11 protein-coding genes are annotated in these 12,622 nt (G+C 63.1%); 9 read left to right on the top strand and 2 right to left on the bottom strand.

Translation table 11 applies throughout. The features are described 5' to 3' along the window. The first annotated feature begins 300 nt into the window (after nucleotides 1–300). The 5 genes from xseB to AOG28_RS10700 all read left to right on the top strand — a co-directional run bounded on the left by xseB (nucleotide 301) and on the right by AOG28_RS10700 (nucleotide 6,297). Nucleotides 301–585, top strand: a complete 285-nt coding sequence (gene xseB, locus AOG28_RS10680; RefSeq protein ID WP_043331600.1) for an exodeoxyribonuclease VII small subunit — start codon at nucleotides 301–303, stop codon at nucleotides 583–585. Next, nucleotides 585–1,517: a polyprenyl synthetase family protein gene (locus tag AOG28_RS10685; RefSeq protein WP_054556401.1), complete on the top strand. Its 933-nt coding sequence runs from the start codon at nucleotides 585–587 to the stop codon at nucleotides 1,515–1,517. The genes xseB and AOG28_RS10685 overlap by 1 nt, the downstream gene beginning before the upstream one ends. Before the next feature lie 12 nt (nucleotides 1,518–1,529). Then, on the top strand, nucleotides 1,530–3,452 hold the full coding sequence (gene dxs, locus AOG28_RS10690; protein ID WP_054556402.1) for a 1-deoxy-D-xylulose-5-phosphate synthase: 1,923 nt from the start codon (nucleotides 1,530–1,532) through the stop codon (nucleotides 3,450–3,452). 239 nt (nucleotides 3,453–3,691) lie between these two features. Beyond that, complete coding sequence (locus tag AOG28_RS10695) at nucleotides 3,692–4,321, top strand: glutathione S-transferase family protein (protein ID WP_054556403.1); 630 nt, start codon at nucleotides 3,692–3,694, stop codon at nucleotides 4,319–4,321. Nucleotides 4,322–4,995: 674 nt separating this feature from the next. After that, nucleotides 4,996–6,297, top strand: a complete 1,302-nt coding sequence (locus AOG28_RS10700; RefSeq protein WP_054556404.1) for a DUF4172 domain-containing protein — start codon at nucleotides 4,996–4,998, stop codon at nucleotides 6,295–6,297. A 131-nt stretch (nucleotides 6,298–6,428) separates the two neighbouring features. Here the strand turns inward: AOG28_RS10700 and trhA are convergent, their stop codons facing one another. Together trhA and ribA are read right to left on the bottom strand one after the other, a co-directional pair. After that, the gene (gene trhA, locus AOG28_RS10705) at nucleotides 6,429–7,238 is read right to left on the bottom strand and encodes a PAQR family membrane homeostasis protein TrhA (protein WP_082388698.1); all 810 of its coding nucleotides are present in this window, start codon (nucleotides 7,236–7,238) and stop codon (nucleotides 6,429–6,431) included. 134 nt (nucleotides 7,239–7,372) lie between these two features. Beyond that, nucleotides 7,373–8,008, bottom strand: a complete 636-nt coding sequence (gene ribA, locus AOG28_RS10710) for a GTP cyclohydrolase II (RefSeq protein ID WP_043331593.1) — start codon at nucleotides 8,006–8,008, stop codon at nucleotides 7,373–7,375. Between the two features lie 324 nt (nucleotides 8,009–8,332). On the opposite strand from ribA, the gene hemE reads away from it, so the two are divergent. The 4 genes from hemE to AOG28_RS10730 all read left to right on the top strand — a co-directional run bounded on the left by hemE (nucleotide 8,333) and on the right by AOG28_RS10730 (nucleotide 12,533). Further along, nucleotides 8,333–9,430, top strand: coding sequence for a uroporphyrinogen decarboxylase (gene hemE, locus AOG28_RS10715; protein ID WP_043331592.1), 1,098 nt, complete (start codon nucleotides 8,333–8,335; stop codon nucleotides 9,428–9,430). Between the two features lie 109 nt (nucleotides 9,431–9,539). Beyond that, nucleotides 9,540–9,926, top strand: coding sequence for a VanZ family protein (locus AOG28_RS10720; RefSeq protein WP_054556405.1), 387 nt, complete (start codon nucleotides 9,540–9,542; stop codon nucleotides 9,924–9,926). A 287-nt stretch (nucleotides 9,927–10,213) separates the two neighbouring features. After that, complete coding sequence (speE, locus tag AOG28_RS10725; protein ID WP_043331591.1) at nucleotides 10,214–11,077, top strand: polyamine aminopropyltransferase; 864 nt, start codon at nucleotides 10,214–10,216, stop codon at nucleotides 11,075–11,077. 430 nt (nucleotides 11,078–11,507) lie between these two features. Beyond that, a complete protein-coding gene (locus AOG28_RS10730) occupies nucleotides 11,508–12,533 on the top strand; it encodes an amino acid ABC transporter substrate-binding protein (RefSeq protein WP_054556406.1) in 1,026 nt (341 codons plus the stop codon). The last annotated feature ends 89 nt before the right edge of the window (nucleotides 12,534–12,622 follow it).

A 12,622-nucleotide genomic window follows, 5' to 3' on the forward strand; every position in this document is an offset into this window, starting at 1 on the left:
GGTCATGCCGGCGTTTCTGTTCGTTTGGTCTTTTTCATGACCTGCTGGCGTGTCACACCTCAAGAAAATGCCAGAGAAACAGCGGGGCGTGCTGTCAACAGGGGAGCAAAGAATATCACAGCCGACGGGGCCTCCGGATGAAATGTCCGCGTGCCGGGCATGAAAAATTCACAGCACAGCCGTTTGATGTGACTCTTCCTCCGTACGCAGGGGGTGGGCAGCGTCGTGAAGCCCTTCGGGTTATACTGGCGCTCCACACAGAGACACCGGGCCCGCCCGGTCGGATGAGCGAGAGCACCCATGGCCGAAAAGGAAGTGCCACAGGATTTCGCCGCCACCCTGGCCCGTCTTGAAGGGTTGGTGACGCGGCTCGAGGCTGGCGACATGTCGCTGGAAGCGTCACTGGGCGCTTTTGAAGAGGGCGTGAGCCTGGCGCGTGAGGCGCAGCAGCGGCTCGACAGCGCCGAGTTGCGCCTGCAGGCATTGGTGGAAGGCCCGGAGGGAGCGCTGACGCCCACGGCGTTTACGGCGCCCGATGCCGCAGGCAGCATGGCGGGTGAAGCGGACGAGGAGAAGGACTGGTGATGTCAGGTGGATTGAATACGCAAGTCACGCCGACTGCATCGCAGGCCAGCGAGCTGATCCGCTCTGGACAGGCGCGCAGTGAGGCCGTGCTTGAGGCGTTGTTGACTCCCGGCAGTGCGGCGGTGAGTGAGCGTCTCGAGGACGCCATGCGCTACAGCGTGCTGGGTGGCGGCAAGCGTCTGCGCCCCGTGCTGCTATATGCGGTGGGTCGTGCCCTGGGCTGCGATGAAGAGGCCGCTGACCGCGCTGCGCTGGACGCGGCGGCAGCGGCGCTCGAATTGGTGCATGCCTATTCGCTGGTCCATGATGACCTGCCGGCCATGGACGATGACGACCTGCGTCGTGGCCGTCCCACCGTGCATCGCGCCTTCGATGAGGCGACCGCCATACTCGCGGGCGATGCCCTGTTGACGCTCTCCTTCGAAGTGATGGCGACGACCGGCCATGTACGGACACCTGCCCTGGTGCGTACCCTGGCCGAGGCCTCCGGGCGGCGCGGGATGGTGGCCGGTCAGGCGCTGGATCTCGAGGCGGTCGGGCAGTTCCGTGAGGTAGAGGCGCTGTCACGCATGCATGCCTACAAGACCGGCGCGCTGATTCGCGCCGCGGTCCGTCTGGGCGGATTGGTGGCAGTCGACGAGCAGGATTCGCGTCTTGCTGCCCTGGAGCGCTACGCTTCGGCTATCGGCCTGGCCTTCCAGATCCAGGATGACATCCTGGACGTGACGGGCGACACCGCAACGCTTGGCAAGACGGCCGGTGCTGACGCTGCGCGCGACAAGCCGACCTATCCCTCGCTGCTTGGACTCGAAGGTGCTCAAGAGCGAGCAGGTCAGCTACTGCAAGAGGCCCTGGATGCCCTGGCACCGTTGGGAGAGGCCGCAGAGCCACTCGCGGTGCTGGCGCGCTACATGATCGAGCGAGACCACTGATTCCTGACGCCTATGAAGCTGTTTGACGAGATACCTCAGGCGCGCCCCGCGACGCCACTGCTCGATGCGGTCGAGACACCTCAAGCGCTGCGCGCCATGAGCGCGGCACAGCTGCGCCAATTGGCTGACGAACTGCGCGCCTACCTGCTTTACAGCGTCGGCTGTACCGGCGGGCACTTCGGTGCCGGGCTCGGTGTGGTCGAGCTGACCGTGGCCCTCCATCATGCGCTGGAAACGCCCCATGACCGTCTGGTGTGGGACGTGGGTCATCAGGCCTATCCGCACAAGATTCTGACCGGCCGTCGTGAAGCCATGTACAGCATGCGCCAGTACAACGGCCTGTCTGCGTTCCCCAAGCGTGCCGAGAGCGAGTTCGACACCTTCGGGGTGGGCCATTCCAGCACCTCGATCAGTGCGGCGCTGGGCATGGCGCTCGGCGCCCGCACGGCGGGTGAGTCACGGCGTGCCTGTGCGGTGATCGGCGATGGCGCCCTGACGGCTGGCATGGCGTTCGAGGCACTGGCGCATGCCGGGCACGTGAAGGCCAATATGCTGGTCGTGCTCAACGACAACGAGATGTCGATCTCCGAGAACGTCGGCGGCCTGGCAAGCTATCTGGCACGTATTCTGGCCAGCAAGCCGTATACCCAGATGCGCGCCAACGGCAAGCGACTGCTGTCGCCCTTGCCGGGTGCGCTGGAGCTTGCCAAGCGTACCGAAGAGCACATGAAGGGCTTCATCAGCCCGGCGACGCTGTTCGAGGAGATGGGCTTCAACTACATCGGCCCCATCGACGGCCATGACCTGCCGGCGCTGGTGCAGACGTTGCGCAACATGCGTGATCTGGATGGCCCGCAGTTCCTGCATGTGGTGACGCGCAAGGGCAAGGGCTTCCTGCCGGCGGAGCGTGACCCGATCGGCTATCACGCCATCACCAAGCTCGAGAAGGCAGCGCCTCAGGCAGCCGAGCAGGCGCCTGCCGTCACCGACGCGCCGGCTCCCAAGCCGCAGAAATACTGCAGTGTCTTCGGCAACTGGCTGTGTGATGCCGCCGCCGCGGATGCGCGCGTCATCGGCATCACGCCGGCCATGCGGGAAGGCTCGGATCTGGTGCGCTTCTCGAAGGAATATCCTGATCGCTACTACGATGTCGCCATCGCGGAGCAGCACGCGGTAACAGTGGCAGCGGGCATGGCCTGTGAAGGCATGAAGCCGGTGGTGGCGATCTATTCCACCTTCCTGCAGCGTGGCTATGATCAGCTGATCCACGATGTCGCGGTGCAGAAACTGGACGTGACCTTTGCCATCGATCGTGCCGGTCTGGTCGGTGAAGACGGCCCGACGCATCACGGCAGCCTGGACATGTCATTCCTGCGCTGCGTGCCGGAGCTGGTGTTGATGGCGCCGGCCGATGAAGCCGAGTGCCGTGGCATGCTGAGCGCGGCACTGGCCCACCCCGGGCCGGCTGCGGTGCGCTATCCGCGCGGTACCGGGCCGGGGGTGGCCACCGATGCCGACCTGACGCCAATGGCCATCGGTCAGGGGGAATATCGCCGTCGTATCAGCGGCAGCCCCGAGGTGCGTGTCGCCATCGTCGCCGTGGGCAGCATGAACACGCCGGTGGCCGAGGTCGCCGAGGCGCTGGACGCGACCCACTTCAACCTGCGCTCCATCAAGCCGCTGGACCGCGAGGCACTGCTCGAGATCGCCGCGGAGCATGACCTGGTCGTGACCGTCGAAGAGAATGCCATCGCGGGTGGCGCGGGAGCCGGCGTGGCCGAGCTCTACCTGAACGCGGGACTGGCTCAACCCATGTTGCTGCTGGGGCTGCCGGATGGCTTCGTCGAGCATGGCAAGCCGGTCGAGCTGCTGCGTGACTGCGGTCTGGATGCCGCCGGCATCCGCGCCAGTATCGAGGCTCGCCTCGGCAGCTGATCCTGGTGGCATGCAATACCGAAACGCCTGTGGATGACTCGAGAGTTCGAGTTGTCCACAGGCGTTTTTCGTTGCGTGACTGCCTGCGGCGAGACGGCGAAGGATGCATGGAAACTCCGCGACTTCCCGCCCATGCTGGATGACCATCAAGCCCTCTGCTCAAGCAGCCAGGGCCTGGCTGGCGCGAAAGCCTTCACCTGCGCCAGTCACCACCGCAACGCCACGGAGTGCGCCCGACCATGTTGACTCTCTACAGCTATCCGAATTCCCGCTCGCTGCGGGTCGCCTGGACGCTCGAGGAACTGGGGCTCGATTACCGGATTCATAGTCTGGATCTGAAGGCCGGTGAGGGGCACAGCCCTGAATATCTGGCCATTCATCCCGATGGCAAGGCACCAGCCCTGGTGGATGGTGAGCTGTCTCTGTTCGAGTCCAGTGCCATCTGTCGCTACCTGGCGGCGCGTGAGGGGCGCCTGCTACCACAATCGCTGGCCGGGCAGGCCCAGATGGATCAATGGCTCAGTTTTCTGACCACCGAGCTTGAGCAGCCGTTGTGGACATTGGCCAAGCACACCTTCGCGCTGCCGGAGGACCAGCGCTGTGATGCCATCAAGCAGACAGCCCAATGGGAATTCCAGCGTGCTCTCAAGACACTTCAGCGCCGCTTCGATGGCCAGGGCTGGCTGGTGGCCGAGGAATTCAGTGTCGCCGATATCTTTCTCGCCCAGACCCTCAGCTGGGCGAAGATGGCCGGGCAACCTCTGCCGGCCGTGCTTGAGCACTGGGGCGAAGAGGTGCGAGCGCGTCCTGCCTGCGAGCGGGCCCGCCAGCGCGAGCAACAGGCCGCCGAGGAGCGTCAGCAACACTGAGCCCTGTTGCCGGAAACGTCATCGAACGCCGCCACAGGCCAAGCTGACGGGCTGACCTGTCCTGCATATCCTGTAGTAAAGCCATGAGAGCGCTCTGAGAGCGCGCACACGCCACGAGGCGCCATCCTGATATCAGGGTGGTGCCTTTTGCGTTTCTGGGCCTCAGAGGCGCTTGCAGGGCGCCTGACGAGGTTGAGGGGGCGCCCTGCTCGTTCAGCGGCGTCAACTGTCTGGGGCGCGTCCCAGGCTGCTGGTGGCGGGCTGACTCAGGTCGGTTAGAGGCAGGCCAGTTCGAGACAGGTCAGTTCGAGGCAGGGCGGCGCGAGGCAGGCCCTCGATCGAGGGCGGGTTTCAGGCATCCGGTGGTGAATGATGCGCTGTTGAATCTTTTGCGTATCTATTAATGATTCGGTAATTGGTTGTTTTCGTAATGGTGGTCAAGTGTTGATCGTGATGTGGGCGAGGGCAGTACTCATGCGTTGTGAGTGGCGACATATCCGATGAAAATCATGGGGTTGAGAGGTTTATTAGATTTTCATGACATGATATTGATCAAATAAAAAGCGATGATCGCATCCTGTCTATTTTGCGAATCATTAATTGATTCGATATGTGGTTTATTGCGGATCTTTTTGATAAGATGTTGATGAAAACCTCAATGGGAATAACAACTTATGTGGATCTGGCAGCAGCCTGACTGGCCACGGGGGCGGTTGGAGGTCATGCCCTTGATGGGGCAGTTGGCGGCGACCCAGGCGGTGATGTCGCCGCTAGTCGCTCAGGGACAGAATCTCTATCCCCGACAACGCCTGCGTCTCGAGGCGACGCTCCTCAGCGAAGAGATGGAAGCCAGTGCCCAGCTGTCCGGCGTGGTGCTCGGGCGGGCGGCGTTGCGTGATGCGCTGTATCAGGCGCTGGGGCTGGAGTCCGGCCATCAGGAGTCACCGCGCGGGCCGGCGCCTGGTGTCGACGTCTTCGTGGATGTGACGCTGGAAGTCGTGCGCACGGCATTTCAGCCGCTGACCCGCCAACAGGTGCTCGAGTGGCATCGGCGTCTGGGGCCTTTCCTGCCGCGCAGCAGTGGTCAGCCACTCGGTGCATGGCGCGAGGCGCGCTACGAAGCGGTCAGCGGTCGTTACGGTCTCAAGCGCTTGCGCTATCGCGCCCCAGCGGAGAATCCCGATGCGCTGGACCGGGAGCTGGATGTCTTCTGGCAGCGTCTGGCGACGGAAGAACCGGATGTGGATAACTCAGGGGTGTTGAATGCCCTGCAGCTGCATGCGCACTGGCAGGCGCTCGCACCGCTGGCCTTGGGCAACGGCTTGATCGGGCGCTTGCTGCTGATGCGCTGGCTGACACGAATCGATGCCCTGGCCGCGTTGCAGCAGCAGGGCGAGTTTGTCGGCAAGGTCGCCGAGCGCTGGGAGCCGGAAGCGCTGGAGCAACTCTGCTGGCGCCGCCAGGCGCTGTTCTCGGTGGTGCTCGAGCATCAGGATGAATTGCGCGAGCTGGAGCAGCGTTATCTCGGCAAGCCCCAGACCTCGGCCAGCAGCCATCAGCTGCCGCCGCAGCTGGACCGCGCGCTCAATGGTGAGGTGGAGGATGCAGCGCCCGGTGACATGAATGTCTGGGCCGAGTGGTGGCTTATGCGTCTGCGTGACGCCGGTCGTCGGACGGCCTTCCATTACCAGCGCGTCCAGCGCGCCGAGCGACTGTGGCTGGAGCACGCGCGTACGCCGCTGAATGCCCGCCAGCGCGAGCTGGTACTGACATTGTTGGAGCGAGACGACGAAGAGGGCGTGGGGCGCGCCGAATACCGCGCCCTGGTCGATACCTCCGACCCTACCGCCGCCCGCGATCTCGCCGATCTGACCGCCAAGCAGGTACTGGAAAGCTACGGTGTCGGGCGTGGCACCCGGTATCGCTTGCCGGTCTTTGCCCCTCAGGAAGATAGCCCTGTGAGATACGAGCCCTGAAGCGTCAAAAAAATCGCGAAAAAAAGCGGGAAGGGTCATGACGACCCTTCCCGCTTTTTTGAGGTGGCTTGCCCGTGTTCTCAGTGCCGTGTTCTCAAGAGCGTCGGCCAACGTGGCGGTTCCCGATCACGTCACACGGAATACGGCAGCACTGCGGTATAGATGGCGAAGAAGTGGCAGGTACTGCCGCCAAGCACGAACAGGTGCCAGATGGCGTGGTGATAGCGCAGGCGCGTCATCAGAAAGAAGATCACGCCCAGGGTATAGGTGATGCCGCCGGCGACCAGCAGGATGAGCCCCGTCTCGGAGAGCTTCTCGACCAGCATCGGCGAGGCGAACACGATCAACCAGCCCATCAGCAGATAGACGCTCACGCGCAGGGCACTGAAGCGTTCAGGCCAGCGCAGCTTGAGGAAGATGCCGCCCAGCGCGAGCGACCAGATGATGGCGAACAGGGTCCAGCCGGTCGGGCCGCGAAGATTGACCAGCAGGAAGGGCGTATAGGTGCCGGCGATCAGTAGATAGATGGCGCAGTGATCCAGCAGCTGGAAGGCATATTTCAGGCGCGGATGACGGATACCGTGATAGAGCGTCGAGGCCGCATACAGCACCACCAGGGTCAGGCCGTAGAGGCTGACGCTGACGATCTTCCAGGGGTCGACTTCGGCAGCGAGGCTGGCCATCACGATCAGCACGATCATGCCGACGAGGCCCATGACGGCGCCGATGCCGTGGCTGGCGCTGTGCAGCCATTCCTCCAGCCGGGTATAGAGAGCAGGCGTCGCGGAGGTGTCGCGTGAATCTGCGTCATCGGCAGGCGATGCGCTGGAAGAGGGCGATGCCTGAGGAGGTGTCGAGGCGGGCCGTGTTGACGAAGGCTGTGATGACTGAGGGTGCGATGAAGAAGGCTGTGATGATGCAGCCGCTGAGTCTTTGCGCATGGCGATGTCTCCGGCGCGGGTTCGACTCCAGCCTACTCCCTGGCGGGTGACGTCGTCATGTCACGCTCGCTGTGCCAGCCAGTCAATCTGCCTATAAAGGAAGGGGGAGCCCATCAGGCTCCCCCTGCGCGCGGCTACTCGCTGCGCTCGATATCCACGTCGCTTGCCTGGGTGAAATCATCCAGTGCCATCATGTGGCCCAGCTTGCCCGCCTTGGTCGAGAGATAGTGCTCGTTGTGCGGATTCAGGCCGGTGGTGATCGGCTGGCGCTCACTGATGGTGACACCATCACGGGTCAGGGCATCGACCTTGCGCGGGTTGTTGGTCATCAGCTTGAGAGTGCTGACGCCGAGATGCTCCAGCATCGGCACACAGATATCGTAGCGGCGCATGTCAGCCCCGAAGCCGAGACGCTCATTGGCTTCGACGGTATCGGCACCGCCATCCTGCAGCTCATAGGCGCGAATCTTGTTGAGCAGACCGATGCCGCGGCCTTCCTGACGCAGATAGAGCAGCACGCCGCGACCTTCGGCGGCAATGCGCTTGAGCGCTTCCTGCAACTGATAGCCGCAGTCACAGCGCATCGAGAAGAGGGCGTCGCCGGTCAGGCACTCGGAATGCACGCGGCCCAGCACCGGCGCGCCGTCATCGATGTCGCCCAGAGTCAGGGCGATGTGGTCCTTGCCGGTGGTCTCATCCTCGAAACCGTGCATGGTGAAGGTCGCCCAGGGCGTTGGCAGCCGCGAGGCGGCGATGAATCGAATGGTCACTGTTCACCTCGAACGCCCGAACAATCGCCGGGCTGAAAAAGCGCGGGCATGCGGTGGTCCGGCAATGTCTCGATGAGTCGCTCGAGATACCGGCGGCCAGCATGCAGTCATGTGGCGAGTTTACCAGTCTGTGGCCGATGACTCATCGCTCTGTATGGAAAAGCGTTGTTGCCGCCACCACCACAATGGTCGGATGACGCCAGCAAAGGAACTATAAAGGCGGGGCGATTTGCCAATGCATTTGTTGCATCACCACGATGGGCGGGATTTTTCTCAGGCTCTGATAGAATGCCGAGACATTCCCCGAGCTGATGTGTGATTCCGATGACCTTGAAGAATGATCGCTTCCTGCGCGCGCTGGCCCGTCAGCCGGTCGACCGTACTCCCGTCTGGATGATGCGCCAGGCTGGCCGCTATCTGCCGGAATATCGCGAAGTCCGCGGTCAGGCCGGTGGCTTCATGGACCTGTGCATGGACACCGCGCGTGCCTGCGAGGTGACGCTGCAGCCGCTGGAGCGCTTCCCGCTGGATGCCGCCATCCTGTTCTCCGACATCCTGACCATCCCGGATGCCATGGGGCTGGGCCTTTACTTCGAGACTGGCGAAGGCCCGAAATTCCGCAAGACAGTGCGGACTGCCGAGGAAATCGCGGCGCTGAGCGTGCCGAATGTCGAGCGTGATCTCGATTACGTCATGCGTGCCGTGTCCACCATCCGCCGTGAACTGAACGGCCGCGTGCCGCTGATCGGTTTCTCCGGCAGCCCGTGGACACTGGCCACCTATATGGTCGAGGGCGGTTCCAGCAAGGACTTCCGTCATGTGAAAGGCCTGATGTATTCCAATCCGGAAGCCATGCATCAGTTGCTCGATACCCTGGCGCAGGCCGTCACCGACTACCTGAACGCCCAGATTGCCGCGGGTGCTCAGGCGGTGCAGATCTTCGATACCTGGGGCGGCACCCTGTCCACGCCGGCCTACCTCGAGTTCTCGCTGCGCTACATGGAGCAGATCGTCGCTGGCCTCAAGCCGGACAGCGAAGGCAACCGTGTACCGGTGATCCTGTTCACCAAGAATGGTGGCCAGTGGCTCGAACACATCGCCGCCACCGGCTGTGATGCCGTCGGCCTCGACTGGACCACCGAGATGTCCAATGCGCGTGAGCGTGTCGGCCATCGTGTGGCCCTGCAGGGCAACCTGGACCCGAATGCGCTGTTCGGTACGCCGGCCGCCATTCGTGCCGAAGTCGGGCGTATCCTCGACAGCTACGGCCAGGGCCCGGGCCACATCTTCAACCTCGGTCACGGCATCAGCCAGTTCACCGACCCGGGCAACGTCAATGCCCTGATGGACGCGCTGCACGAGCTGAGCCCGGCCTACCATCAGGATGACGCCGCCAATGCGACACCGGTCGCCCGCGGCTGATGGGAGTGCCCGTCATGGTCTTCTCTGCTGTCACCCCTGTTGCTGCCTATAGAAGGTGGCAAGCAGCAGGGCGGCAAGCAGAAGGGCGCCGGGCAGCGGGGGTGTCAACATGACGCCGGTCGAGCAGCGTCTCGTCCCGCGCCGCGGTTGGGCATTCGTGGCGCTGCTGTGCCTGTTGCTGATCCTGTTCGGCACGCTCTCCCCGGGCGTGCCGCACCCGGAGCAGACCTTCCCCTGGGACAAGCTGCAGCATTTCTCCGCCTTCGCGTTGCTGGCGCTGACGACACGGCTGGCGGGCTTGACCAGCCTGCTCATCCTGCCGCTCCTGCTGCTGCTGGGCGTCGCCATCGAATGTCTGCAGCTGGCGATTCCCTATCGCGGCGCTGAGGTGCTGGATGCACTGGCGGACCTCGCCGGCATCCTCATCGGACTGGGAGTGTTCCAGTGCGTCCGACTGATTCTGCATCTGGTCCGCCTCGGGCCGGCTTCTCGCTGAGCCTCTCCCCCGGGCCGCGTGTCATCGATACGCGGCCTGTCTGAAATTGTCATGCATCAACACTTTCCACTCCGGCCGTCTTTGGCTATGGTGCAGCGCCTGCGCCATGTTGGCGCTTGCCCGGCATGTCGCGTATCACGACATCACGCCGTATGGTCGTCATGCGGGCCGTGAACTGCCGGCCTGACGCTGTCGCAGTGCTGATTGGCGCAATTTCCGATGGCCATCGTGCCGTCTCTATCCATACCTTGATATCCCGTCTGTGATATCCAATGCGAGGGTCCCCCATGACCGAACGTCTCGATGGCTCCTGGTTTACCGAAATCTTCGATCGCCACGGCAGCGCCTTCTCGCTCAAGGTCAGCCACAAGCTGCATGACGAGCAGACTCCTTATCAGCACCTCGAAGTCTATGCCACCGAGACCTACGGCAACCTGATGGTGCTGGACGGCTGCGTGATGCTGACTGACCGTGACAACTTCCTCTATCACGAGATGATGTCGCATCCGGCGCTGTTCGCTCATGCAGACCCCAAGCGTGTCGTCATCATCGGCGGTGGCGATTGCGGCACCCTGCGTGAGGTGCTCAAGCACCCGGGCGTGGAGAAGGTCACCCAGATCGATATCGATCCGGCGGTCACGCGTGCCTCCGAGCAATTCTTCCCGGCGCTGGTCGAGTCCAATGACGACCCGCGCGCTGAGCTGCTGTTCGAGGATGGCGTCAAGTGGGTCGACAACTGCCCGGACGAGAGCATCGACGTGCTGATCGTCGATTCCACCGACCCGGTCGGCCCGGCGGAAGGTCTGTTCAAGACCGACTTCCTCAAGCGCTGCCATCGTATCCTCAAGCAGGGTGGCCTGATGGTGCAGCAGAGCGAGTCCCCGCTCTATCACACCGATTCCATCATCAAGGACCTGCGCAACGACATGGGCGAAGCGGGCTTTGATAGCGTCGCGACCCTGCCGTTCCCGCAGCCGGTGTATCCGTCCGGCTGGTGGAGCTGCACCCTGGCGGGCAAAGGATGTGACGTGAAGTCCTTCCGCGAGGAAGATGCCGCTGCCGCCACCTTCGCGCGTGACTTCTATACCGTCGAAGGCCATCGCGCCGCCCTGGTGCTGCCGCCCTTCATGCAGCGCCTGCTGGAGAAGTGATCTGCATGCACCTTGCGGTGGCAAGGGAGTCCCATCAGGCACGAAAACGTGCCTGATGGGATGAACAAGCGTTGAGTCAGTCAGACCGAGACATTGGTCGCAATCTGCCACTCGCGCCACATCGCTGCACCGCCAACGGCCGTTTCGCAATGAAACGGCCGTTTTTATTTTGCACCGATATGAGGCGAACTGGTCTCGCCATGAGCCTAACTGCGCGGCAATCGCGCGGAATGATCCGCCGCCCCATCCCGAGGCTTTGGCCTATAACACTGGGTTTTAGCGCTTTTTTCAGCGTTGAACGCAGCGGATCACGCGATAGGCGGAAATTGGAACGCGGCTTGCTATTGTCGATAGGTGCCATGCAATGCATTGCACCACTTCTGACTCGAGGCTGATCGAGCGGACTCCAGACTTTCGCGAGGGAATCACGATGCATAACAACAAGAAGCCACTGCTGATCGCTAGCGCCGCTGTCCTGGCCGCCTCCATGGCGACAGGCGCCAGTGCCGCGACCCTGGATAGCGTCAAGGAAAAGGGCTTTGTCCAGTGTGGCGTCAGCACCGGCTTGCCGGGCTTCTCGGCACCGGATGACGCCGGTAACTGGCAGGGCCTCGATGTCGACGTCTGCCGCGGCGTCGCGGCAGCCGTGCTGGGCGATGCCAGCAAGGTGCGCTATGTACCGCTGACGGCCAAGGAGCGTTTCACCGCGCTGCAGTCCGGTGAGATTGATGTCCTGTCCCGCAACACCACCTGGACGGCGACCCGTGACACCTCACTGGGCCTCAACTTCGCTGGCGTGAACTATTACGACGGTCAGGGCTTCATGGTCAGCAAGGACCTGGGCGTCTCCAGTGCCAAGGAGCTGGACGGGGCAGCCGTCTGCATCCAGTCCGGCACCACCACCGAGCTCAACCTGGCGGACTATTTCCGCATGAACGACATGTCCTTCGAGCCGGTCGTCTTCGATACCTCCGACCAGACCGTCAAGGGCTTCGAAGCCGGTCGTTGTGACGTCCTGACCTCCGACCAATCCCAGCTCTACGCGCTGCGTATCAAGCTCTCCGATCCGGCGTCCGCGATGGTGCTGCCGGAAGTCATCTCCAAGGAACCGCTGGGCCCCGTCGTCCGTCAGGGTGATGACCAGTGGTTCAACATCGTCAAATGGACCCTGTTCGCCCAGATCAACGCCGAAGAGATGGGGCTGAGCTCCGACAACATCGAAGAGAAGAAGTCGGACACCAACCCGAACGTCGCGCGCCTGGTCGGTGCCGATGGCAACTACGGGGAAGCCATGGGGCTGCCGGCTGACTGGGCCTACCAGGTCATCAAGCAGGTCGGTAACTACGGCCAGATGTTCGAGCGCAACGTCGGTACCGGCTCCGCACTGGGTATCGAGCGCGGCTTGAACGCACTGTGGACCGATGGCGGCGTCCAGTACGCCCCGCCGGTTCGCTGATGCGCGGGCCCGCCCTGTACTGCGGGTGGGCCTTGCCCCTCATGACAGGCTGAGCAAGGACGCTGGCCAGGGGAAGTGAGCGCTTGCTC

It is taken from the genome of Cobetia sp. UCD-24C, assembly GCF_001306765.1.
Lineage (GTDB): Bacteria > Pseudomonadota > Gammaproteobacteria > Pseudomonadales > Halomonadaceae > Cobetia > Cobetia amphilecti.

Excerpts from the sequence above, each read along its gene's own strand:
- AOG28_RS10695 (WP_054556403.1), top strand. The coding sequence starts at position 3,692 with ATGTTGACTCTCTACAGCTATCCGAATTCCCGCTCGCTGCGGGTCGCC.
- speE (WP_043331591.1), top strand. The coding sequence starts at position 10,214 with ATGACCGAACGTCTCGATGGCTCCTGGTTTACCGAAATCTTCGATCGC.
- AOG28_RS10700 (WP_054556404.1), top strand. The coding sequence starts at position 4,996 with ATGTGGATCTGGCAGCAGCCTGACTGGCCACGGGGGCGGTTGGAGGTC.
- AOG28_RS10720 (WP_054556405.1), top strand. The coding sequence starts at position 9,540 with ATGACGCCGGTCGAGCAGCGTCTCGTCCCGCGCCGCGGTTGGGCATTC.
- trhA (WP_082388698.1), bottom strand. The coding sequence starts at position 7,238 with ATGCGCAAAGACTCAGCGGCTGCATCATCACAGCCTTCTTCATCGCAC.
- AOG28_RS10685 (WP_054556401.1), top strand. The coding sequence starts at position 585 with ATGTCAGGTGGATTGAATACGCAAGTCACGCCGACTGCATCGCAGGCC.
- dxs (WP_054556402.1), top strand. The coding sequence starts at position 1,530 with ATGAAGCTGTTTGACGAGATACCTCAGGCGCGCCCCGCGACGCCACTG.
- AOG28_RS10730 (WP_054556406.1), top strand. The coding sequence starts at position 11,508 with ATGCATAACAACAAGAAGCCACTGCTGATCGCTAGCGCCGCTGTCCTG.
- xseB (WP_043331600.1), top strand. The coding sequence starts at position 301 with ATGGCCGAAAAGGAAGTGCCACAGGATTTCGCCGCCACCCTGGCCCGT.
- hemE (WP_043331592.1), top strand. The coding sequence starts at position 8,333 with ATGACCTTGAAGAATGATCGCTTCCTGCGCGCGCTGGCCCGTCAGCCG.